Here is a 20,929-nt window from a genome sequence, read left to right on the forward strand (position 1 = left end):
GCCTGGATGCGCTGTGGCGCGCGTGGGAGCACCTCCGCCTCGACCCCCAGACCGGGATGAGCGTCTGGTATCGCGACCACGCCGAACACCACATGTCGATTCTGCTCAGCCCGTCAGGGCCCTTCGCGGGCGTCGGCCCCGGCAAGGATCGCGAACACACCAACGAGAAAGGCGACCCACTGCCGTACCTCGCGCCGCCAGAAGGGCTGTTCCCCGATGTCCGAAACGCCAACGATCGATGACAAGCGTGCCAGAGCGGGGGAGGTCCTACGGATGACAAACAAGAACGGCGAGGATCACATCAATACGGACGATAGAGCTCGCGAGCTCGGAGTAGCACTGAGGAGAGTCCGTCGACGGCGCGGCCAGTCGCAAGAGCAGGTAGCGCTGAACGCGGGAATATCCACGCACACGTACGGATGCTTGGAACGCGGAAAGTCCCCTTCTGGGGGATCAGCGAACCCGACCTTCGGCACTCTCATACGCGTATTTGAGGCTCTGGGAATCGATCCACCCTCCCTGGGGAACTGATGTCGGAGGGAAGCCGTGGAGTCGATCGAGACGACCCCAGTCGATCTCCCCGGCGGCGTCGGCCTGCGTCTGCACCTCGGCGAGCAGCCTCTCCCAGGTGCCGTCCTCGGCCCACCGGTTGAACCGCTTGTAGATCGAGTTCCACTTCCCGAACCCCTCCGGAACGTCGCGCCACGGTGCACCGATGCGGTACTTCCACGCCATGCCCTCGACAGCGAGTCGGTGATCGGTCCACGGGCGCGACCGCCCGATCACCGTCGGCATCAACGGCTCCATCACAGCCCACACCTCGTCAGAGATCTCCTGTCGCGTCACCAATCCAGACTCGCGCGGCCAAGGACCGAACCACTTGATCAACACGGCCTAGCGCGCCCCGAACTTCACCGAGGTGCTACCGAAGTTGATCGCCGCGACCGCCACGAGTGTGAGCAACGTCCAAGTGAACACGTTGGCGGCTATCGCGACGAGGAGAACGATCACCTAACCGCGGGGCAGGACAGCGGGTCAGAGCTGCGCTACCACGAGCGCGACAGTCGCACAACTGTATGGAGTTGCTGGTGGCCACCACAGGCCGCGCCTAGCGTTTCATAAACGATTCACACGAACGTCTAGGGAAGCTCCCGCGAAATCACAATTGACCTGTCGAAATGGAGAAGAATTGCGAAAACTGATCAGCACACTTGTTACGGTCGGATTAATTGTCGGCACTACTGCGCTTTCCTCCAGCGCCGCCACAGCCGACGAGATCGACATTGTCGGACCCACAGTCGCCCTCGATACGTCGCCCGTGCTGGTGGCCAATGATAGCCCTTCAGGCTCATCCACTTGCGTCGACATCGCGCAGCGAGCTTTGGAGAACGCAGAGGTAACCGAGACTCCAAATGGATCGGCGGAGTTCGCTTGTCTCGGAGATCAAGTAGTCGTGACAGCCAACAGCGGAACTGAGGAAGAGCTACGGGTAAACGTCGGCATCCAGTATTCCGACCAAACTACCGAGACGTCGCCCACTGACGCGTCGCAACCGACTCTCGAGGTACCGTTCACGAGCACGGCAGCCGCCAATGACTTCTGCGACTACGGCGGTTACGACCGTGAGGTTGTGAGCGAGTTGCAGGATGACACCTGGGGCTGCTTGCTCTACGGCGAGTACAACCAGTCGACAGGAGCGATCATCTGGCAGCGGCACATCGAGTACGAGTGGAACATGTACGCAGGATGGCCCTCAGCACAGAACAAACTTCGCACGATCCCTTCAACAGGGTCCCCCAAAATGACCGGGACGTTCACCAGCTTCAAGCAGAACGGGTGGTGGGCACCCCCCACGAGCCTCGCCAGCTCCACCTTCACCAACGTCGGAAACACCGCCACCGAAGGATGGGTCGTCGGGCAGCTTGACGAGGACGGCCAGTTCTCCGTTGGAATGGGCGACATCAACATCGTCGACACCCAGAAGGGGTACAACCAGTACTTCGAGGGAACGATTCACAGTCACCGCTTCACGTGTCAAAGCAGCAACCAGCGCTGCTTCTACCCGAATGGTGAGGAGGCGCCGCTTTAGTGAGCGGTCACGCATCGCTCCACTGGACATCTTCATAAGCGACGAAAAGCGTGGGTGTGTCCAGCCTGACCGCCATTCTGCGGGGGACGCTCACCGTGAGCGTCCCCCGCAGTCGCGCTTCGGCAGAGTGAACGAGGTGGAGGTCGAAACCATCTGGCACCTCTCTAGCAACACCTGTCAGTCGATAATCGTCGGAGCTGCGCCCCCAGATGGGCAATGCCAACGGGAACGCCAGCCGAGCCGCGTGGGCTTCGTAGACGAGGCTCTCGACTGGAAGAGCTTCCGTTCGTCCGTTCTTGGTGAGCGTGTGGTTGTAGCCATCGCACTCCTCGCGAAGGCCGCCCTCCTCTGACGACAAGGCATACGTCAACCGCATGGGATCCGCAGTTAACTGGACAGTCTTCGTCGCCGCCCTCTCTGTTCCGATCCGATACCTGGCTCGGGCACTGAACTTGCCGATCCGACGCCAAGACATCAACACTGACAGCGCATCCATGAATAGATCGGTCTGCGGCGAGCTTGGCGTAGAGTCCATACTCTGCACCCTATCTACGAGATTCACACGATTCCATCGAGGGGCACTGAGCGCTCGGTGCGCTCGACATCGTCGATGCGAGCGCACCGTTACTCTCCACGGTATGTCGAATCTCGTGAAGGGCAGTCCTTCACTGCTACAGCCACGGGGCAGTTTCTTATGACGCTTGAAGCGGACAGGTTCTCAGCCCGTCAGTACAAGGAATAGACGTTCGTGATGTCCTGAGCTGACGACCCCGGCGCCCTCAGGTCATCGCCTCAGCGTCCCAGCTCTGTGCGCTGCACCCGCGACCCGGCGGTCCGTGCCGGCCGTGCCTTCGTATCCCTCCCGGGCGCGCCCTTCACCGCGTCAGTGGCGGGTTTGGCATTGCCGACATCAGCGGACATCCGTGCGCTCACGGCCTCTTTGTCGATGCCCTTCGCTTCGAGCGTGTCGGCGTGGTTCCGCCGCCGTTCTGCGGAGTCGTACCGCGGCACCGCGGCGCCGCGGGCGCTCTCCGCCGCTCGCTCGTGGCTGCGTGCCTCGTCGCGGGCTTCCGTGCGGTCGTTGGAGCCCTCCGGGGCGTTCTCAGCGCGGTCGGTGGCGGCGTCGGCGCGACGGTCGGCGTTGTCGACCTCGCGCATCAGCAGCGCGGCCTCCGTCTCCTCGCTCGTGCTGCGCCGGCGTTCCGTTAGAGACTGCCGGCGTAGCAACTCGGTGTCGATGGCGGCCTGGACTGCCTGGGGGTCGCCTCCTGCCTGGTCAATGTCCACCCCGTAGCGGGTACGGACCTCGTCGCGCATACGCCCCTCGGCGCGCACCGCTTCGGGGTCCGCGTTGCGCCACGCTTTCGCCGTCACCAACGTGGTCCCAATCTGATCAGGAGTCGCGCGCTCCCACCATTCGTCGCGGTAGACGTTGCCGTATTCAGACCGTGCTATGTGCCGGCCGACGTTCATCCGTGATGCCAGCTCACGTGCCTCTTGCTCGCTGCGTGCGTGCGCACGTCGAGCGGCGTCTTCCCGCTGTCGGGAGATGATTTCGCCCACCCGGCCGGCGGCGGTGACTGCGACGCGGAGCTGTCCCTCGAACGCTTCGGAAATGCCGTCGCTCTCATCGACCATGACTGTCTCCTCTCATCGTTCCGGGCCTCGATCGGGGCTCGGGGTGGTGCCTGTGCGCGGCCGTGTCGGCTCAATCGTCGACGGCAGCGGAGAGCCCGGACCCTTGCGACGGTTCTCCTCGGCGCGGTTGATCTTGTCCATCGCTTCCTGCACGGCCTCGCTGATGAACTCCCGCGACACCAGCGATTCGGCCGTGCGCGCAGCCGGCGCGGTCGTCGTCAGGGTGGTGCCTGCGGCCGGTGGCAGCGCGTCACGAACGTTGCGCAGCCGCTCGCGGACCTCTGTCGCCAGATTCTCCGCGTGGCGGGCCTGCTGCGCGGCCCTCGCGGCGTCGTAGACCGCTCCGGTGAGGTTCATCAGTTGGCGCAGCATCGCCGCTTGCGCCGCGGTTCCCTGGCCACCGCGCACGGCGCTGGCCAGGAGCATCGCCGCCCCGCCGGCCGACACGCGACCCGCCATCTCGGGCTTCGTGTTGCCACGGTATGTCTGTGCGGACTTTGCCAGCTCGTCGGATGCCGCGGCGAGGTCGCCGGGTACGTCCTCGACGGCGATAGACCACGCCGCGAACGCGCCCGACGTCTGCCGCGCAACCCGCGCCCACGTGTCCCGGTCGTCGAGTGGAACCGACCGAAGCGTCTCGTGCAGCTCGCCCAGCTCGGCGGTGTACCGATCCCACAGCTCAGGGTCGGGCTCGGCTGATTCACGTCCCCGCGCGACGGGTCGCCGATTGCGCTTGGCCGCGTTCCACTCGGCTGCGGCATCCATCGCGCCGGTCGGACTGTCGGGCCACTCCGCGCGCAGTCGCGGCAGGGTGAGGTCGCGCCCCATGTGACCGCCGCCGTACCAAATCGGACGCTCGCCAGCCGCCGGCTTCGCAGCCACCGAGTACCCCGTGATGACGTCGGTCTGACCGTCCGCGTAGCGGGGTCGCACGACGACACCGGAGCGGCGCAGACGACGCACGAACTCAGCTTCGCTCTCGCTCGCGCTGGCGCACGCGCGCACCTTGCGGGCGAGGTCGTTGCGCGGGGCATTGAGACGAACCTCAGCACTGATCCGGGTCTGCCGTTCGCGCGGGTCGAGCTGGTGCCAGGGCGTCACGCCGCCGCCGCTCTTCTCAGCGTGAGCTTCGTACTTGCGCTGTGCTAACAGCGCCGAACGCGCTTCGACCTTGGCCTGTTCGGCGGGGCTGTAGCCGCGCGTTGCTCGCTCGCCCTGGGCCGACTCCAACAGCTCTAGGCCGTGCTTCACTTCAAGCGCTCGTGCCGCGTTCTGCGCGCGCACATAATCGAGATGGGTCGACGCCTTCGTGCCGTCCTCACGCACAAGGTTCACCGCGATGTGAACGTGGTCATTACCGGCCTTCGACAGGCCGTGGCGGACCGCGACCCAACGGCACGGTGCCTTCGTACCGTCGTTGTCGTCGAACCCCATCGCCGCGACAAAATCGGTCGCGATCGCGTTCCACTCGGCGTCGGTCTTGATACCCTCCTCAGCGCGCAGCGAGAGGGAAGCGTGCCACACGTGACCGCCCTTGACCTCGACACCGAGTTGCTTGTGCGGGCGGTCCAGGTGCCGCGCGATCGCAAGGCCGCTGTCACGGCTCAGCTCGGCGTCGTCGTACCAGGCCATGAGCGCATTGTCACCGGCCACAAGGTGCGGCTCCGTGTGCTCGTTGTGGCGACCGTCACCGACCAGATAGGTCACGAGGCCCGACATGCGATCGCCTCGCGTAATGTTCGGCATCACGTCAAGCTCAGATCGTCGGTTAGCTCGTCAATTCGCATCGCGGTCTTCCGCACCGCGGCAAGCGTCGCGGACGTCTCGGAGTGAAGCTCGCGTGTGGCGTTGGTGGCCTTCGCGATCTGGTTGACGTTGTTTGATATCGCGGCGAGGAGCCGGTGCAGTTCGTACAGCTTCGTGATCGTGGCGCGCCGCTCGGATGCCGTCTCGCCGGCATCCTGAGCCAGCGCACTCTCGACCAGGAGACGCGGGATGGTCACGCCCTGCGCGAGGGCCAGACGCAACAGCGCGCCCTCCTCCTCCGGGCTGGCGGTCACGACGTGACGCGCCATACGACCGCCGGCCACGTTCCCGCGTCGACGACGCTCGGACGGGCGACGAGCAGGCGTCTCATCAGACATGCTCACCCTCCCTTCGGCCCAGCGCAGCGACCCCGCTCCCGCGGGGACCGCACACGTCAAGTGTGCCGCACCTTTCGACCCCTGTCGAGAGGTAAAGCCCGTTTATGGCACATAAACATATAGCTTGCTCCGTCCGGGACTCCATTCAGTTGGCTTTCGTCGACAGACGAGAGTGGTCGAGGCTTCGCCTCGGCTTGCTCTTCATATGTGCACAGACGTCGACCTGCGGGGCTGAGCTTCGTACGATGAGTCCATGGCTACGCAACTGACACCAGAGGAAGCAATCGAGCGCGCACGGCGTCTGCAGGATGACCGCCTCACAGCGGTTCGCAATGTCGCGGAGGCGCGGCAAGCGCTGACCGATGTGCGCGACGAGACGGCGCGCGAGTTGGCCGATCTACAGGCGCGGATCGCTGAGCGCATCAAGACCGCGGAGCGCGAGGACGTGCGCGCCTACTCGGCCGCTCTCAGTGCCGGATGGTCTGCGGAGGAGCTGCGCAAGATCGGGTTCTCCGAGCCCGAGAAGAAGGCGCGCACCCGGCGTCGATCGACGCGCAAGCCCGCTTCCAGCTCCGCACCCGCGGCGGGTCACGATTCGCAGTCGGAGTCTTCTACGGAGGGGTGATCGCGCGCACGTTTCCGGCCTCACGTTCCGCTCTGCGGCGTGGGGCTTTCGTGTGTCCCCGCGTTGCGGGGTTGCACTCCGCTCCCGAGCCCGTCAAGGGCGCTTCGCGTCCCTTCGGGAGAGCCCTACGGGCTCCCCTTGACCGCCTCTCCGCTGCGTGCAAGGCGGCAAGTGTTCCGTTGAAAGCCGGCAGCTCGGCGTACCGCCGAACTACCTACTTTCATCGGACACACAACAAGGGAATGGAATCGAACGATGAGTGGACCCGCGCGTTCTATTGCCGTGGAGGTCGCACAGCGCATCCGCCGCGTTCTCGACACTCGCGGCCTGACGGTCGAGTGGTTGTCGGATGCAACAGGGATCAAGCTGCGCACGCTCACCCGGCGGCTGCACCTGACCAAGCCGGCAGGCCTCACCGTCGACGAGCTGAACGCGATTGGCGGTGCCCTCGACGTCGCCCCGGGCGTCCTGCTCCGTGCCGACCAGAGTGACGCTATCGCTGCGTCTGAGTGGACTCCTGATCCGCCCTGCTGAGGGCTCGCGCGACCGTGGACTTGCCGACGCTGAGCACTCCGGCGATGTGGTCCAGGCTGCGATTCTCGGCACGCATGCGTTGCGCCTGCGCGATCTTCTCCGGCGTCATCTTCGACGGCCGCCCGCCGACGCGGCCCTGCGCCTTGGCGTGGGCGAGGCCGCGCATCGTGTTCTCCCGGATCGTGTCGACGCGGAGCTGCGCGAACACCGCGACCATCCCGAACAGCGCACGGCCCATCGGCGTCGTGGTGTCGATCATCGGCTCCGTCAGGCTCTTGATGTTCACACCGCGCCGGTCGAGGTCGTGCAGCGTCTCGATGATGATCCGCTCCGTGCCTCCCAGCCGGTCGAGACGGCGCACCAGGAGGGTGTCGCCCTCGCGGAGGTAGTCGAGGCACGCGCGCCACTGGGGGCGGTCTGCGATGCGGCTGGACTCGCCGTGGTCGACGAACACACGTGACGCGCCGGCCGCGCGCAGCTCGGCCTCCTGAGCGGCGGGGTTCTGCTCGCGCTTCGACACCCGCGCGTACCCGATCACGTTCACTTCTCACTCCCCCGCATCCGACGTGCAGCAGCATCCGAGCGACGGTCGTACTCGGCCGCGTCGATCCGCCCGGCGGCGTAATCCGTGAGATTGGCGACGTGCTCCCGGTTCGGCTCCCAGCCTTCATGCCATGCGGCCGCGAGTGACTGCACGACCGATCGCCGCTGCGCCTCGTCGAGCCCGTCGAACAACTCCGGCCACCACTGCTCCAAATCGAGCTTCTTCGGTTCAGTCACGTCCGCTCCGTCCCGTGTCGTCACGTCCTCGCGTAGACCGCTGCGCCGGCCGCTCGGTCGCGCCACCAGCGCCGTGCTGAGGCGTCGAGCGCACCGCTGCCCTAGCAGTGGCGGGGAAACTCGCGCGCAGCGCGTCAGCGACCCCGCTTTCACTCATCCGAGACGCCGGAGCGTCACGGCCTAAAGGGGCGATCACCTTCCCCAGCACCGTCAGCGCCTCCCTCTGCGATCGCCCGTCATCGGGGAACGCGACTCGCACAACCTCGCCAGCGTCCTCGATCGCGAGACGGCGTACGACGCTCACCAGGTCGGGATCACTCTGACGCACCTGTGCCGTCTCGCGCAGGGCGTCGGTCGTATAGTCGATCCACTCCCGCGCCTGCGCCGCGCTGAGTGAGCGTACGTCGCGCGCGTGATCCACCGCGGCCGCGGCCCGCTCCCCCAGCGCCGTTCCGTCCTTGGCTGCGTGCAGGTCGAGGAAAACATGCCCGTCACGGTCCTGCACCACGACCCGATCGACAACCCCGGCACCGACGAGCTCGCGGACAGTGCCGCGGACGTTCGCGGCAGCCTCGTCATGTGCGGCACCTGGCGTCCACCGCCCCGTGCCGTAGTCCTTGACCTGCTCCACGTAGCGCGCCACGGTCCCCGCGCGCGACACCGGCAGAGGTACGGCGACCACACGCAACTCCGTCTCAAACCCCGCCACGCGGAACGCCTCGAACTCCCTGCGCAACATCGCCTCGTTGCGCAGCGTCGTCTCCACGATCGCGCTCGCGCCAACACCGCGCAGATACTCCGTCGACATCCCAACCCACGCCCCAGCGGCCGCCGCGGTAACCTCCGGCATCCGGAACGGATCATCACTCATCGTCTGCTCATACGCGGGATGGAACCGGCGTAGATCATCACCGTTCACCACCACCGCACCAGGCAACGCGCTCTGCATCGCCGCGAGAACTCCGCCCTTACCGGCTCCGGGCTGACCCCCGACCGACACGAACCGCGGACGACCGGGAGGGGTCGGCTCGCGTTGGGGTTCGAGATAAACGGGAACGATCGTGCGATCGAACCGGCGCCGAAGCTGCTCCGGGGTCAGCTCACTCACGCAGCCATGACCGGCGCCTGCGCCGGCATCGTCGCCCACAGCTCTCGCAGCTCGGCCCGCTTAGCTTCGATCGCCTCAGCATCGTTGGGATCGACCTGGCGCACCTGGCGCTGCATCTCAATGTGCGCGTACGTCCAATGCCGGCCCGCGGCATCGGTCGGAGCCTGGTCGACCCACGAAACGTACCGGCCCCCGATTCGCGTGGCCAGCTCGAGCAACGCGTCATACGCCATCGGATTGAAAACCCCGCCCTTAACCTCGGTCATCGCGGCTCCCCCCTCGTCAGCTGTGGTGCCGTTCCCTGCACGTGACGGCGGATCCCAGCGACCGCCTCATCCCCCGTCAGCTCATCCCGAGCGGCCTGCTCGACGATGGCGCGCAGCACCGGATCGGCGACCTCATGGCCAGCCACCGCGAGAGCTGCGTCAGCAAACGCAACGCGATCGGCCGGAGTCATGCGAGCCGCACGTACGGCGGTGAGCGTCCGGACCATGATTGCCCTTCTCGTGGCGTGGTCCCATTCTACCGGTTACGGGTCAAAAACGGTCGGAATAGGTTTCGGAACATGGAGGGTTTCGGCACACAGTTTCGGCACGGCGAGTCGACATCGCTATCCATCCGGCAGCGTTCGTGCCGAAAACGATCGGTTTTGCACCACACAACTATGCGGTGGGGAGCTAGTTGAGGGTTCAATCGCGCCACACTGGACAGACGGTGTGACTGCTTCCAAGCACTCGATACCCAGCATCGCGCCCCTAGCCGTGGTCGCTCAGACGCTCGTCGAACTCGTCGCGATGGTCGTGCTCGTCCGCCTCGTGCCGCGCATAGCTCGGCGAGTCCCAAAGCAACACCGCCGGGGAAGCCACCGGCCCGGGCATGTCACAGGGCGAGACCTGGGAGCGACCAGTAAAAAATTTGCGTCATCGACCCATCGCGGCACGCCGCACCAACAGCCACGGTTCCGACGAAATGAAGGACGACGTCCGATAGCTGCGCGTCATTCGCACGTTCGATGGTGTTCAAGGCGCCTGGATACCGGGGAGGGGTATCATCCTGGAGGGAGCGAGGTGATCATTGTGGCCGGACGCAGCGGAGGCATGAGCCTTGCGCTTCGCTGGCTGTGGCGTGTCATCCTTGCGGTGGCGATCTCTTTTGGCGTCTTCGCGATGCATTCCGGCGTGTCAGCGCCTGCGACCGACCATGCTCCGATCGCGGCAACCGTGGCCAGCCATCACACCGCCGAGCCGGCGGCTGTCGAAGAACCCGCATGCGCGGGGTGCGTCGCCCCGGACGGGCATGAGGTCGCCGCCGCGATGTGTGTGTTCGTCCTGCTCGCCGTGGGTCTGTGGCTTGCTCCTCCCCAGCTTTCCGGACTGCGTTTTGCCTCGCTCTCTCGGCGGCGGATCGGCGTGCTGCTCAGGCACACGCGCGTGCCCGCGCCGTTGTCTCTTCATCAGTTGTCGATCAGTCGGATCTGATCGTTTCTCGCACCGGGCTTGTCCGGGCTTTCGTCGCGCTCGCTGAGCGCGGTGCAGAGAAACGACACGAGGGACTGAAAAAGATGAAGAGAAGAAGTGTGCGCTGGATGGGCGCATTGGCGGTTGCGTCGACATTGGCCGTGACGGGCTGCGCGGCCGGCGCCACGGTGACCGCGCCGACGCCGAGACAGTCGGTAGAGACGTTCGCATCTGCCGACGTCATGTTCGCGATGATGATGATTCCGCACCACGAGCAGGCCGTTGCGATGAGTGATGTTCTCCTGAGCAAAGAAGACATCGACGTGCGGGTCCGCAAGCTCGCCGAGGGAGTCAGGGCTGCTCAGCAGCCGGAGATCGAGCTGATGGAGTCCTGGCTCGACGATTGGGGAATGGATGAGTTCGGTGACATGGGCCGGATGACTCCGGGGCCCGGGATGATGATGTCCGAGATGGATATGTCCGTCCTGGAGGACGCCTCGGGGACAGACGCGGAGCGCGTCTTCCTCGAGGAGATGATCGTGCATCACGAGGGCGCGATCCAGATGTCCCAGGCTCTGCTCGAAGCGGGATCGAACCCCGACGCTCGCGACCTGGCGGAGACGATCATCGTCGACCAGACCGACGAGATCGCCCTCATGCGCGACCTGCTCGCTGATTACTGAGCCCGAACCCTTTGCGGGGAAACCGCTGTTCGAAGCGGTCCCTGCCGCTGTCTAAACGAAAGGGTGCTCATGCGCCGTATCCATCGTGTCCTGGCTGTGTCCCTTGCAGGGCTCACCGTTGTTCTTTCCGCTTGCTCGCCCAGTGAGCCACCGACCACCGGAGAGGAGCACGCGGCGACGGTGTCGCACGTGCATGGCGCGGTCGTCGACCCATTGGGAGAGGGATTCCTACTGGGGACCCATGAAGGCGTCTACCGTGTCACGGCGGACGGTGAGGTGTCCGGCCGTGAGGGCAGCGTGGTCTTCGACGCGATGGGTTTCGCCCGCGTGGGAACCTCGCTGTTCGCTTCGGGCCATCCCGGACGCAACACCCCGGCCGAGTGGGGCGACCCCCACCTGGGGATCATCCGAAGCGACGACGCTGCCGGCAGTTGGCAGTCGGTCGCTTTCGCCGGGACACACGACTTCCACGCTCTGACCGGAACACCGGACGGGACTATGTTCGGCGCTACGACCGACACCGCAGCGTTGCTGATGAGCGCAGACCTCGGTGTCACGTGGAACGAGACGGGCGCCCAGCTTCGCGCGTTCGCTCTGACGGCCGACTCCTCCGGGCGACTGGTGGCTCTCACTCCCGACGGAGTGATGGTCAGTGACGATGATGGCGCGACCTTCTCGCCCTGGGAAGGCGCCCCGCTCCTGGTCGTCGCCGGGTCCTCCCCGGATGGTAGCCACCTCGCGGGCATCGATTCGTCCGAGCGGATCTGGATCTCCTCCGCCACAGACACGACGTGGGAACAAGTCGGAACCGCACACGGCGCTGCACATGCGATCACGGTCACCGACACTGGCGCTCTCCTCATCGTCGACGACAGCGGCGTGACGCTCCTTCCCTCACCGTCATCCTGACGCGCACCCGAATACCCCGGCGGGGCGCGGTCGCAAGGCCCCTGCAATCAACCCGGGACGGCTTCTAACCTGCCAAACGCGGGACCACCCACACCGCCCTCATCGAAACGAAAGGCTCAGAAATGTCCACTGATAACTCACAGAACACCGACGGGCACGAGCCCGACGCACGCTCGAAGATGACCGCGAAGACCTATCTGAAGTTCGCCGCGATGATCCTGACCGGAATGGTCGTGATGTATTGGGTCATGTTCGCCGGGTCTTGGGAGTGGTCCCACATCCGATTCAGCGAAAGCCGAGTCTTCATGGCCCTCACCATGGGCGGCACCATGGGACTGGTCATGCTCGCCTGGATGCTGAACATGTACAAGAACTGGAAAGCGAACATCGCCGTCATCGCCGTAAGCCTGCTGCTCATCGGCGGCGGCATCGCCCTCGACCGATCCCAGATCACCGTCGACGACACCGACTTCATGCAGGGCATGATCCCCCACCACTCACTCGCGATCACCCGATCCGAACGCGCGCAACTGCAAGACGTTCGCGTATGCGAACTCGCCGTGGAGATCAGTGAAGCCCAACGCCGGGAGATCTTCGAAATGGACTGGCTCATCCAAGACATCGCCGAGAACGGACCCGCCACAACCCCCGCGGAAGCGGCAGATCGCCCCGTCCCGGACTACTCCGAAGCCGCCGCGCGAAACTGCGCGACCGATTAAAGGAATACCCCCCGGGGGTACCCTGTTGGCCGTCGTAGACGGAAGGAAGATCCCATGGAATCCACCGACGCTGACCACGGAACGAGCACACGCCACTCCGGGGACCACGGCCACGCGGAGCCGCGTGAGGAACACCACGGCCACTCGGGGCACAGTGGCCACTCGGGGCACGAAGGGCATGGTGATCACGTCGGGCGGTTCCGACGCCTGTTCTGGATCAACCTGTTCCTCGCCATCCCGGTGGTGGCGTTCTCGAGCATGTTCGCGATGCTCCTCGGGTACGAGATCCCCGAGTTCCCCGGGGCGATGTGGATCGCCCCGGCCCTCGGGACGGTCATGTACGTGTGGGGCGGGTGGCCGTTCCTGACCGGCGCGGTCGACGAGCTCCGGTCCAAGTCGCCGGGGATGATGCTGCTCATCGGACTGGCGATCACCGTCGCGTTCCTCGCGTCGTGGGGCGCGAGCATCGGGCTGCTCGATCACCAGCTGGAGTTCTGGTGGGAGCTGGCCCTTCTGATCGTGATCATGCTCCTCGGGCACTGGCTCGAGATGCGCTCGCTCGCGCAGACCACTTCGGCTCTCGACTCGCTCGCGGCCCTTCTGCCCGACGAGGCCGAACGCGTCGAAGGCGACGAGACCGTCACCGTCTCCCCCGCCGATCTGGAGGTCGGCGACATCGTCATCGTCCGCCCCGGCGGCAGCGTCCCCGCCGACGGCACCATCACGGAGGGTCGCGCGCACCTGGACGAGTCGATGATCACGGGGGAATCCAAGCCGGTTCGTCGCGAGATCGGCGACACCGTCACGGCGGGGACCGTCGCGACCGACTCCGGTATCCGCGTCGAGGTCACCGCGATCGGGGACGACACCGCTCTCGCCGGTATCCAGCGCCTGGTCACCGACGCGCAGAACTCCACCTCCCGCGCCCAGCGCATCGCCGACCGAGCCGCGGCTTGGCTGTTCTGGTTCGCGCTGGGATCCGCCGTCATCACCGCGATCGTCTGGTCCCTGGTCGGCGACCCCGATGCCGCCGTGATCCGCACCATCACCGTTCTCGTCATCGCGTGCCCGCACGCACTCGGCCTCGCGATCCCCCTCGTGGTCTCCATCGCCACCGAGCGCGCCGCGCGCGGCGGCGTGCTCGTCAAGGACCGCCTCGCCCTGGAGAGCATGCGCACGATCGATGCGGTCCTCTTCGACAAGACCGGCACCCTCACGAAGGGTGAACCGACCGTCACCGACATCGCCACGGCCGGCGACCACTCCCCCGACGACCTCCTCGCCCTCGCTGCCGCGGCCGAATCCGACAGCGAGCACCCGCTCGCCCGGGCCATCGTCCGGGCCGCCGAAGACCGATCCCTCACCCTCCCGAGAGCGACAGACTTCACCTCCGAACCCTCCCTCGGCGTCACCGCCACCGTCGACGGCGACGAGGTCCGCGTCGGCGGTCCCCGCCTCGTCGAGTCCCTGGGCGAGAAGGAGATGCCCGACCTCGACCGATGGCGCGACGACGGCGCCATCATCCTCCACATCGCCGTTGCCGGGCACATCGCCGGCGCATTCAAACTCGCCGACGAGATCCGCCCCGAGTCCCGCGACGCCGTCGACGCGCTCCACGCCCTCGGCATCCACGTCGCCATGATCACCGGCGACGCCGAACCCGTGGCCCGCGCTGTTGCCCGGGAGCTCGGCATCGATCAGGTGTTCGCCGGCGTCCGACCCGACGACAAGTCGGAGAAGGTCGCGGAGCTCCAGAGGGAAGGCCGGAAGGTCGCGATGATCGGCGACGGCGTCAACGACGCCCCCGCCCTCGCCAAGGCAAACGTGGGCATCGCCATCGGGGCCGGCACCGACGTCGCCATCGCCTCCGCCGGAGTCATCCTCGCAAGCTCCGACCCCCGCTCGGTCCTCTCCGTCATCGAACTGTCCCGCCGCACCTACCGCAAGATGACACAGAACCTCTGGTGGGCCGCCGGCTACAACCTCATCTCCGTCCCCCTCGCCGCGGGAATCCTCGCCCCCATCGGGTTCGTCCTGCCGATGTCCGTCGGCGCGATCCTCATGTCCCTGTCGACCATCGTCGTCGCCGCCAACGCGCAACTCCTACGACGACTCGACCTCACCCCCGAAAACAGCGCACGCCACATCCTCCACCACGGCAAAGACTGACCCCGCAGGCGTGCCCCAGCAAGGCACCCTCCATGACATCAAGAGAAAAGCGTTTCATGCCCACTGTTCAGTGGGACGGCGGGGACGCCCGTTCCGAGACGATCGTCGGGTGGTCGAGTGCCCCAACAGAACGGTCGTCTCTCCAGCGGGCAATGCGCCTGCACCACCTGACCTAGCGGTAACCGCTGACCTGCCGGTAAGCGCTCATGGTCAAGGCTGATCGCCGCGTGGCTCTCAAACGCCGATCACGACGATCTCGCACGTCGCGCACCAGTAACCGGCCGACCCTGGGCGCAGCAACGTCGCACAGGAGGGGCACTGCGGGGTCGCCGCAACGCCGTACCCGTCGTCATGGATCATGCGCGCCACAGTAGACGAAGAGACCATCGCCGCGAGCGAGTTACTCACAGGCGAAGGCGACTCTCTTCACGAACAATCGCCTCACGCGAGAACGCGTGCACTATATAGAACCTTTGTTCGAGCGCGATTATGCTTGCCGTGGTCGAGAGGTATCACGGTGGGGACGAATAGGCGATATGCGGCGAGCGTCGACCGACGGATGGATGCCCGCATTCTGGAACGCATCGCTGCCAAAGCCGGCCCCTTGCAGTCCCTCTCCCCCGAGGAACTGCGACTTGACTCCGCCCCCGTGACAATTGACCCTCAACCGAAGCCAGCTCGCGCCTGGGTGCGCTTCGGCGGGACGCCTGCGCTCGTCGACGCAGAAGTGTGCCGATGGACGGCAGATGCATGCGCGATCCGCTTCCTCATCGGAGGCAAGGAGCTGAAAGCGTGGGTGTGGGCCTCCGCGGTCACACCGCTCACTCACGCGCAGCGGTGATCTGCTTCAATCCGGAAAGGCTTGATTTGCGGGGCGCGACCACTCACGCCCTCTTTTCCTTCGATTCGTAGTTTGGGCGGGTCTGCCTCTGTGTCGGCTCGCTGGGGGTGTGCCGTCGCCGCATGATCGGGTCGAGCGCGGGTCAGCTTTCGCGCGCGCGTGGGGCGAGATGGAGCCGGTAGGCAGTGGCAACGAGGGCGCTGCGGGAGGGCGCGCCGACGTCAGCGGTGAGTTCGTCGAGCGCCCGTCGCTGGTCACCATCGAGGCGTAGCTGGATCTGGATGCCGCCGCTGCCTCGGACGCGGCGTGCGCGGCGTTGCAGCGGGCCGCCGCTGCGCTCTGTAGGAGCGGTGGCGAACATCGCGCGCAGCTGCTCGGCAGGGATGTGGTCGAGCGCGTCGACGAGGAGTTCGTCGTAGGTCCGATCCGGTTCCCCCGCTTTCTTCGTGCGGGTCTTGGCGGCGCGGACGAGAGCGAGGATATCGGGCTCGAGGTAAACGGCGACATTCTGCACGCCCTCGTGCTGTGCCGCGGCGCGACGAACCGCGGCGGTGCGTTCGGTAGCTGGCTTGGGCGTGCGTTTCTGCCGTACTGCGGCCGGTTCGACGGCCGCAGCCGTGTCGGCCGGGGCGGGCTCGGTGGCCCGGGTGGACTTGGGCAGGAGGCCTCCGAGGCTGGTGCCCCGACCGCTACCGGCGCCTTTGAACGCGTCCGCCAGGCTGGGGCGGTCGATCTGCGGCTCGCTCATGATGCGAGGCTCACTTCCTGCTCGATTTCCGCGACGCGGGTCAGGAGTTCGCGGGCAATGTTCTCGTAGTCGGTGGCTAGTCCTGATGCGTCTCGGGCGTACAGGCCGCCGGTGGGCGTCGTGCCGCTGCGAAGCGCGCTGATGCGGGCGGCGCGGTCGTCGATCGCGGCCGCCTCTAGCTCGTGAACGAGGAGCCCGCGCCGTCGCGCGTCGGCAGCGGCGCTGTCGAGGTGGCGGATTCGAGTGGTGAACACGGGGGCGGCGTCTCCGAGTACCTGGGCGAGGCTGGCGCGAACGTCTCGTTCGAGGCGGGTAGTGCGGGAGGCGATCGCAAACAGGGCGACGCCAGCCAGACGCAGGCTGGGATTGCGCTCACGCACGTCAAGGAAGCGCTCCGCGATGCGCGTCACCCCATCAATGCTGGCCTCATCGGGTCGGGTGGGGATGATGACGGCGCGGGAGACGGTGAGCGCGGCGGTGACGATGATGCGGTCGCCGGGCGGGGTGTCGATGAGGATGAGGTCGTAGTCGTCCGCGATAGCGCGGAGTTTGGCTTCGAGGACGTCGGCGAGGTCCTCTCCCCCACGTTGTGCACGGCTAGCCATGACGGCGGCGACGTCGCCGAGGGCGGGGCCTCCGGGCACGACGTCGAGTCGGTCGCGGACGCCGCGCAGCACGGGCAGGGGTGCGGAGGTGATGAGCGCGGTAAGGAGGTCATCGCCGGCGTCGGGCGAGTAGCCGAGGTCGCGGGCGACGTTGCCTTGCTGGTCGAGGTCGAGGATGAGGACGCGGTTGCCGGCGGCCGCGGTGAGACCGCCGATGTTGCTGACGAGGCTGGTCTTGCCGACGCCCCCCTTGCCCTGCGCGACGGTGACGGTTCTGTGGATGCTCATAGTTTCTCCTGGGACGTCGTGCGGGATCGCCTACTAGCAATACTGCGGGTCTCATCGCCCGATGTCGCGCGTTGCGTGCAGCGTGTTGCATCACGTGGGGCATGGCGTGTTGTCTCGTTGCCACTCCTGCACGGTTTACCGCGTGATGTCTGGCGTGTCTTATGGCCTTACTGAATGAGGCGGGAGCGTGCGGGCCGGTGGCAGTGTAGGCAAAGTGGACCCGGCACCGTCGTAGCCCCGAGTTTCCTCCGGTTCTCAGGCCGCGACGGATACAGGGCTGTCGGTGATGGTGATTGCGTCTGCGAGGATGTGGGCGGCGCGTAGAACGTTGGCGGCGGTGGCCTTCACCGTGTCGGTGTCACAGTTGCTCCACCCGGCGACGTAGCCGACGCTGTAGGCGCTGGTGTCGAGTCCGAGAATCCCGGCGACGATGTAGGCGACGCTCTCAGCCTCGGTTTCCTTGATCCCGCGGTGCTCGACGTACTCGGCGTGATCTTCCTCGGCGTGGAGGATGACGTGGGCGGCCTCGTGAAGGGCGGTCTTGGCTGCCTGAGCGGGGGAGAGGTCCGCGTCGATCACGACGCGCTGCGTGCCGTCGGTGGTGGTGTACCCGTTCGCGCCTCCGGCGATCTGCTCGCGCTCGACGGTCCAGCCCTTGCCGGTGAGGTAGTCGGCTACGGCGTCGAAGATGCCCGCGGGGTCGTCTCCGGTGAGCTGGCGCGCAATGTCGGCCGGGTCGCCCGCTTCCTCGTCGATGAGGTCGGTCTGTCCCATGTCGAACACGGACACCGGGAAGAATCGCACCCGGCGCTGTTCCTCCTCCTCGCCGGTCTGCTCGTTCTCGACCGTCTCGCGCACGTCGCGGCCGCCGAAGATGCGGATTCCGCGCTCACCCTTGCGCACCTGGCGGTTGAGCTTCTGCCACGTCCGGTAACCGGCGACGTGGGACGCCTCGGGGCACTGGGCGAAGATCAGCAGCAGGTTTCCCAGGCTGTAGCGGTGGAAGGACTGCGCGAACGTCAGGAACCGCGCCCACGTCTCGGATTCGCGCAGCGCCTCGACCTGTTCCGCAATCGTCGCTTGCAGGGCCACGGCCTCGGCGCGACGCTCCTCGGGGCTCTTGGTGTTCTTGACTGTGCGTGCCATGTTCGGAACCTCCACCTAACGGGATTAGTACTATTTGCGTCTGTCTCACCCCCACGTTTTTTTGCCGTGAAGGCGGTTTACCGCCGCTAGGGAGGACGGCCGGAGTGCAACCCGGAGGGCGGTGGGGGAGAGAGTTTCGGCGCGATGTGAGGGAGCGCAGCGACCGCGTGCCGAAAGTCTCGGAGGAGCCGGCGGCGTAGCCGCTTGAACGGAGGTTGGCCGACCGTATGCTGCCGAAGGCTTCACGGCAAAAAGAACGGGCCGAAGGCCCTGTCAGCGCCGGCATCGCCGGCTCGACCAGCGAGCCCGTGGGCTCGCCTCCGCGCAGCGGATCGTCGCTAGGCGACTTGCCGCCGCGGTGTCTCGGCCGGCTTGGTGGCTGGGCCGTCGCAGTACCGGCACCTGACGCCGATCGTCATCCCGTGTGCGCAGTAGCCCGGATCGATCCATTCCTCGTCGACGGTTTCGACGTCGGCAGCGTCGACGAGGGTTCTCGAGCGGAGATCTCCGTCGGCGCTGCGGTCGTACGGACGCACGGCCGCTCCCTCGCGCTCCTCGACAATGATGCGACGAGCTGCGGCATAGTCCAGCCGGCCATCGGGTCGGCGCGGGTGTGGGCCGTACGCGTGAGTGCCGTCGTCAGGGACGAGGGAGAGCTGCCCCCGGCTCGGTCGACGTTTCGCGTCGGGTCGACGAGGTGCGTGCATCCACGCCTCCTCAGCCTTCCACCACGCCCACGCCTCACGCTCGACGCGGTAGCGGGTAGCGCGGGCGTCGAGTCGCCCGGCCACTCCGGCGCGCTCGGCGGCCACATCGAGGGGGACCGCGTCGACGCGGTGCCAGCCGTCACGGGCGCGCTCGACAATTCCGGCGTAGGTGAGACGGTCCAGCAGTCGACGGGTCCGTAGCGAGTCGGCGCCGATGAGGGGGGAGAGTTCGTCGAGCGGGCGAGCTGTGGTGTCAATTCGTGCGTAGAGGTTCCCTGCCAGATGCCCAAGCGCGGGGCGAGTAGCGGTGAACAGGTCATGCGCGGCAGCCGTCATCCGGGCGCGGAGCGTTGCGAGGATCGCGGTTCTCTCAGCGGCCCCGGCCCCAGGGGGGCGCGGGTCCGCTTGTGACCGGGCATGGTCCGAGTCGCTGTGGAGAGTGCTCTGAGGGTCGATCGTCCAGTGAGCGGCGCGGGGCCCGTCCGCCGCCGCGGTCTGTGCGATCCATCCGTCCTCAGAGAGGCGCAGCAGCGCCGTCCTAGCCGTCTCGCGGCCGACGCCGGCCAGTAGGGCCAGGCGGCGGGTATCGGCTTCCAAAGAGCCGCTGAGAGCATGCAGGGCGAGGACGCACAGCACGTCGAGGATGCGGCGATCGGCGGGGCCGCCTCCGCGGGCCCAGCGGCCGGCTGCGGCGTCAGCGCGGGCCTGGACGCCGCGCACATGCGCGGCGATCGCGTCGGCGCGGCGATCGAACGTGGGATCGTCCCCGATCTGGCGGTCACTGGCCGCGACGTAGCGCACGGCCTTGTCCCACTGGCGGGCAAGCACGCGGCGCTGCTCGCCACGGGGGCGGTTCACGCGGCCACGGACGGTCGCGCGCGTGCGGACGTGCTCTAGGCCGGGCGCGGTGTCGACGAGGACGGCGACGTCGGCGTGACGCCACCTGGCGGCCGCTGCGCCGATGAGGACGCGCCAGAGCGTCGCTGAGGCGTCGACGGGCGTCTCGTGCAGCGCCGCGGCGCTGACAGCGGGGAGCTCGCGGCGCGGGCCGACCAGGTGCAGACGGCCGTGCGCGTCCAGCGGGAGCGGCGCGTGCGGGTCGATCGTGCGAGCGGGCTCGGCGTCGTCGACGAGGCCAGCGAGGAGACTCACGAGCGCGCGCACCTGTGCAGCCGTGGCCGTGGGCGTGCTGAGCGCGACGAGGTCGCCACGGAGGACCGTCGAGCGCCCGCCGGCACGGTGGGGCGCTCCTGGGGGCCGCACACAGCCCGTCACAGGGTTGCTCAGGGGCGAGAGGTCGAGGGTGGGGCACACGTGCCGTGCGAGACGGGCGAGGGTCGCGACGGTTTCAGCGTCGACAGACTCGGCCAGACCGACCCACAGGTGCCGGCCGCCGGTTGGCCCGGACTCGCAAAGGATGTGCGACAAGCCGACGTCGGAGAGGAGGCCGGAGAGCACGTCGGCGTCGCGGGCTGCGGCCGCGGCGTCGCCGTGGGCGTCGAGGTCGAACGCGAGGAGCCGGAATCGCTGATCGGGGCCGGCGAGGTAGACCGCCCACGGGCGCTCAGGGGCAGCGGCGCCGATCGCGCGATCGCGGTACTCGTTCGCGATCGTCCCGTAGGCGTCGACGACAGCCACGCGCACGCGAGGCCGCGGGCTCATCGCAACGGTGAGCGCCCACGACTCGCTGGGCGCGCTATATGCAAATTCCGGGGACGGCGCTATGATGGCACCACCTT

25 protein-coding genes are annotated in these 20,929 nt (G+C 66.9%); 10 read left to right on the top strand and 15 right to left on the bottom strand.

The window, feature by feature from the left end:
- On the top strand, positions 1 to 242 hold a 242-nt coding region (locus RZO50_RS14495; protein WP_322600455.1), incomplete at its 5' end, for a DUF4913 domain-containing protein.
- A gap of 31 nt (positions 243 to 273) precedes the next feature.
- Complete coding sequence (locus tag RZO50_RS14500) at positions 274 to 531, top strand: helix-turn-helix domain-containing protein (protein WP_322600456.1); 258 nt, start codon at positions 274 to 276, stop codon at positions 529 to 531.
- Here the strand turns inward: RZO50_RS14500 and RZO50_RS14505 are convergent.
- Positions 454 to 846, bottom strand: a complete 393-nt coding sequence (locus tag RZO50_RS14505; RefSeq protein WP_322600457.1) for a transposase — start codon at positions 844 to 846, stop codon at positions 454 to 456. The two genes, RZO50_RS14500 and RZO50_RS14505, sit on opposite strands and share 78 nt — an antisense overlap.
- A gap of 343 nt (positions 847 to 1,189) precedes the next feature.
- Here RZO50_RS14505 and RZO50_RS14510 point away from each other — a divergent pair, with 343 nt between their 5' ends.
- The gene (locus tag RZO50_RS14510; RefSeq protein ID WP_322600458.1) at positions 1,190 to 2,089 is read left to right on the top strand and encodes a hypothetical protein; all 900 of its coding nucleotides are present in this window, start codon (positions 1,190 to 1,192) and stop codon (positions 2,087 to 2,089) included.
- A gap of 7 nt (positions 2,090 to 2,096) precedes the next feature.
- Here the strand turns inward: RZO50_RS14510 and RZO50_RS14515 are convergent, their stop codons facing one another.
- From RZO50_RS14515 to mobC, 4 genes are all read right to left on the bottom strand, one after another.
- Positions 2,097 to 2,624: a hypothetical protein gene (locus RZO50_RS14515; protein ID WP_322600459.1), complete on the bottom strand. Its 528-nt coding sequence runs from the start codon at positions 2,622 to 2,624 to the stop codon at positions 2,097 to 2,099.
- Positions 2,625 to 2,881: 257 nt separating this feature from the next.
- Entirely contained in the window at positions 2,882 to 3,727 is an 846-nt protein-coding gene (locus tag RZO50_RS14520) for a hypothetical protein (protein WP_322600460.1), read from the bottom strand.
- 12 nt (positions 3,728 to 3,739) lie between these two features.
- Positions 3,740 to 5,446, bottom strand: coding sequence for a relaxase/mobilization nuclease domain-containing protein (locus RZO50_RS14525; RefSeq protein ID WP_416211614.1), 1,707 nt, complete (start codon positions 5,444 to 5,446; stop codon positions 3,740 to 3,742).
- 26 nt (positions 5,447 to 5,472) lie between these two features.
- On the bottom strand, positions 5,473 to 5,871 hold the full coding sequence (mobC, locus tag RZO50_RS14530) for a plasmid mobilization relaxosome protein MobC (protein ID WP_322600462.1): 399 nt from the start codon (positions 5,869 to 5,871) through the stop codon (positions 5,473 to 5,475).
- Between the two features lie 253 nt (positions 5,872 to 6,124).
- Here mobC and RZO50_RS14535 point away from each other — a divergent pair, with 253 nt between their 5' ends.
- Together RZO50_RS14535 and RZO50_RS14540 are read left to right on the top strand one after the other, a co-directional pair.
- Entirely contained in the window at positions 6,125 to 6,496 is a 372-nt protein-coding gene (locus RZO50_RS14535; protein ID WP_322600463.1) for a hypothetical protein, read from the top strand.
- A 255-nt stretch (positions 6,497 to 6,751) separates the two neighbouring features.
- A complete protein-coding gene (locus RZO50_RS14540) occupies positions 6,752 to 7,030 on the top strand; it encodes a helix-turn-helix domain-containing protein (protein WP_322600464.1) in 279 nt (92 codons plus the stop codon).
- Here the strand turns inward: RZO50_RS14540 and RZO50_RS14545 are convergent.
- The 4 genes from RZO50_RS14545 to RZO50_RS14560 are packed head-to-tail and all read right to left on the bottom strand — an operon-like array spanning position 6,990 to position 9,184.
- On the bottom strand, positions 6,990 to 7,574 hold the full coding sequence (locus RZO50_RS14545) for a recombinase family protein (RefSeq protein WP_322600465.1): 585 nt from the start codon (positions 7,572 to 7,574) through the stop codon (positions 6,990 to 6,992). The two genes, RZO50_RS14540 and RZO50_RS14545, sit on opposite strands and share 41 nt — an antisense overlap.
- Positions 7,571 to 7,810: an antitoxin VbhA family protein gene (locus tag RZO50_RS14550; protein WP_322600466.1), complete on the bottom strand. Its 240-nt coding sequence runs from the start codon at positions 7,808 to 7,810 to the stop codon at positions 7,571 to 7,573. The genes RZO50_RS14545 and RZO50_RS14550 overlap by 4 nt, the downstream gene beginning before the upstream one ends.
- Complete coding sequence (locus RZO50_RS14555; RefSeq protein WP_322600467.1) at positions 7,803 to 8,957, bottom strand: zeta toxin family protein; 1,155 nt, start codon at positions 8,955 to 8,957, stop codon at positions 7,803 to 7,805. Before RZO50_RS14555 ends, RZO50_RS14550 begins: the two co-directional genes overlap by 8 nt.
- Positions 8,915 to 9,184 (bottom strand): hypothetical protein, encoded by a 270-nt coding sequence (locus RZO50_RS14560; protein WP_322600468.1) that lies wholly within the window; start codon positions 9,182 to 9,184, stop codon positions 8,915 to 8,917. Before RZO50_RS14560 ends, RZO50_RS14555 begins: the two co-directional genes overlap by 43 nt.
- 801 nt (positions 9,185 to 9,985) lie before the next feature.
- On the opposite strand from RZO50_RS14560, the gene RZO50_RS14565 reads away from it, so the two are divergent.
- Positions 9,986 to 10,396 (top strand): DUF6153 family protein, encoded by a 411-nt coding sequence (locus RZO50_RS14565; RefSeq protein ID WP_322600469.1) that lies wholly within the window; start codon positions 9,986 to 9,988, stop codon positions 10,394 to 10,396.
- Here RZO50_RS14565 and RZO50_RS14570 read toward each other — a convergent pair.
- Positions 10,383 to 10,619: a hypothetical protein gene (locus RZO50_RS14570; protein ID WP_322600470.1), complete on the bottom strand. Its 237-nt coding sequence runs from the start codon at positions 10,617 to 10,619 to the stop codon at positions 10,383 to 10,385. The two genes, RZO50_RS14565 and RZO50_RS14570, sit on opposite strands and share 14 nt — an antisense overlap.
- A gap of 43 nt (positions 10,620 to 10,662) precedes the next feature.
- Between RZO50_RS14570 and RZO50_RS14575 the strand changes: the two genes are divergently transcribed.
- From RZO50_RS14575 to RZO50_RS14590, 4 genes are all read left to right on the top strand, one after another.
- Positions 10,663 to 11,058, top strand: coding sequence for a DUF305 domain-containing protein (locus tag RZO50_RS14575; RefSeq protein WP_322600471.1), 396 nt, complete (start codon positions 10,663 to 10,665; stop codon positions 11,056 to 11,058).
- Positions 11,059 to 11,238: 180 nt separating this feature from the next.
- Positions 11,239 to 11,967 (top strand): WD40/YVTN/BNR-like repeat-containing protein, encoded by a 729-nt coding sequence (locus tag RZO50_RS14580; protein ID WP_322600472.1) that lies wholly within the window; start codon positions 11,239 to 11,241, stop codon positions 11,965 to 11,967.
- A 122-nt stretch (positions 11,968 to 12,089) separates the two neighbouring features.
- A complete protein-coding gene (locus RZO50_RS14585; RefSeq protein WP_322600473.1) occupies positions 12,090 to 12,686 on the top strand; it encodes a DUF305 domain-containing protein in 597 nt (198 codons plus the stop codon).
- Between the two features lie 54 nt (positions 12,687 to 12,740).
- Positions 12,741 to 14,855: a heavy metal translocating P-type ATPase gene (locus RZO50_RS14590; RefSeq protein WP_322600474.1), complete on the top strand. Its 2,115-nt coding sequence runs from the start codon at positions 12,741 to 12,743 to the stop codon at positions 14,853 to 14,855.
- 234 nt (positions 14,856 to 15,089) lie between these two features.
- Here RZO50_RS14590 and RZO50_RS14595 read toward each other — a convergent pair whose 3' ends face one another.
- The 5 genes from RZO50_RS14595 to RZO50_RS14615 all read right to left on the bottom strand — a co-directional run bounded on the left by RZO50_RS14595 (position 15,090) and on the right by RZO50_RS14615 (position 20,852).
- A complete protein-coding gene (locus RZO50_RS14595; RefSeq protein ID WP_322600475.1) occupies positions 15,090 to 15,215 on the bottom strand; it encodes a hypothetical protein in 126 nt (41 codons plus the stop codon).
- 623 nt (positions 15,216 to 15,838) lie between these two features.
- Positions 15,839 to 16,444 carry a hypothetical protein gene (locus RZO50_RS14600; protein ID WP_322600476.1) on the bottom strand — a complete coding sequence of 202 codons (606 nt, stop codon included), beginning with the start codon at positions 16,442 to 16,444 and terminating at the stop codon, positions 15,839 to 15,841.
- Positions 16,441 to 17,337, bottom strand: a complete 897-nt coding sequence (locus tag RZO50_RS14605; protein ID WP_322600477.1) for a ParA family protein — start codon at positions 17,335 to 17,337, stop codon at positions 16,441 to 16,443. The genes RZO50_RS14600 and RZO50_RS14605 overlap by 4 nt, the downstream gene beginning before the upstream one ends.
- A 255-nt stretch (positions 17,338 to 17,592) precedes the next feature.
- Positions 17,593 to 18,483 carry an ArdC-like ssDNA-binding domain-containing protein gene (locus tag RZO50_RS14610; RefSeq protein ID WP_322600478.1) on the bottom strand — a complete coding sequence of 297 codons (891 nt, stop codon included), beginning with the start codon at positions 18,481 to 18,483 and terminating at the stop codon, positions 17,593 to 17,595.
- Between the two features lie 338 nt (positions 18,484 to 18,821).
- The gene (locus tag RZO50_RS14615) at positions 18,822 to 20,852 is read right to left on the bottom strand and encodes a hypothetical protein (protein WP_322600479.1); all 2,031 of its coding nucleotides are present in this window, start codon (positions 20,850 to 20,852) and stop codon (positions 18,822 to 18,824) included.
- Between the last annotated feature and the right edge of the window lie 77 nt (positions 20,853 to 20,929).

The sequence above is a fragment of the Microbacterium xanthum genome (genome assembly GCF_034531355.1).
Lineage (GTDB): Bacteria > Actinomycetota > Actinomycetes > Actinomycetales > Microbacteriaceae > Microbacterium > Microbacterium xanthum.

What these genes read in the sequence shown, in the direction of transcription:
- RZO50_RS14500 (WP_322600456.1), top strand. Translation starts at nt 274, where the DNA reads ATGACAAACAAGAACGGCGAGGATCACATCAATACGGACGATAGAGCT.
- RZO50_RS14515 (WP_322600459.1), bottom strand. Translation starts at nt 2,624, where the DNA reads ATGGACTCTACGCCAAGCTCGCCGCAGACCGATCTATTCATGGATGCG.
- RZO50_RS14520 (WP_322600460.1), bottom strand. Translation starts at nt 3,727, where the DNA reads ATGGTCGATGAGAGCGACGGCATTTCCGAAGCGTTCGAGGGACAGCTC.
- RZO50_RS14525 (WP_416211614.1), bottom strand. Translation starts at nt 5,446, where the DNA reads ATGTCGGGCCTCGTGACCTATCTGGTCGGTGACGGTCGCCACAACGAG.
- mobC (WP_322600462.1), bottom strand. Translation starts at nt 5,871, where the DNA reads ATGTCTGATGAGACGCCTGCTCGTCGCCCGTCCGAGCGTCGTCGACGC.
- RZO50_RS14535 (WP_322600463.1), top strand. Translation starts at nt 6,125, where the DNA reads ATGGCTACGCAACTGACACCAGAGGAAGCAATCGAGCGCGCACGGCGT.
- RZO50_RS14540 (WP_322600464.1), top strand. Translation starts at nt 6,752, where the DNA reads ATGAGTGGACCCGCGCGTTCTATTGCCGTGGAGGTCGCACAGCGCATC.
- RZO50_RS14560 (WP_322600468.1), bottom strand. Translation starts at nt 9,184, where the DNA reads ATGACCGAGGTTAAGGGCGGGGTTTTCAATCCGATGGCGTATGACGCG.
- RZO50_RS14570 (WP_322600470.1), bottom strand. Translation starts at nt 10,619, where the DNA reads ATGACGTCGGCAGATGCGAACGTCTCTACCGACTGTCTCGGCGTCGGC.
- RZO50_RS14575 (WP_322600471.1), top strand. Translation starts at nt 10,663, where the DNA reads ATGAGTGATGTTCTCCTGAGCAAAGAAGACATCGACGTGCGGGTCCGC.
- RZO50_RS14585 (WP_322600473.1), top strand. Translation starts at nt 12,090, where the DNA reads ATGTCCACTGATAACTCACAGAACACCGACGGGCACGAGCCCGACGCA.
- RZO50_RS14590 (WP_322600474.1), top strand. Translation starts at nt 12,741, where the DNA reads ATGGAATCCACCGACGCTGACCACGGAACGAGCACACGCCACTCCGGG.
- RZO50_RS14595 (WP_322600475.1), bottom strand. Translation starts at nt 15,215, where the DNA reads ATGATCCATGACGACGGGTACGGCGTTGCGGCGACCCCGCAGTGCCCC.
- RZO50_RS14600 (WP_322600476.1), bottom strand. Translation starts at nt 16,444, where the DNA reads ATGAGCGAGCCGCAGATCGACCGCCCCAGCCTGGCGGACGCGTTCAAA.
- RZO50_RS14605 (WP_322600477.1), bottom strand. Translation starts at nt 17,337, where the DNA reads ATGAGCATCCACAGAACCGTCACCGTCGCGCAGGGCAAGGGGGGCGTC.
- RZO50_RS14610 (WP_322600478.1), bottom strand. Translation starts at nt 18,483, where the DNA reads ATGGCACGCACAGTCAAGAACACCAAGAGCCCCGAGGAGCGTCGCGCC.
- RZO50_RS14615 (WP_322600479.1), bottom strand. Translation starts at nt 20,852, where the DNA reads ATGAGCCCGCGGCCTCGCGTGCGCGTGGCTGTCGTCGACGCCTACGGG.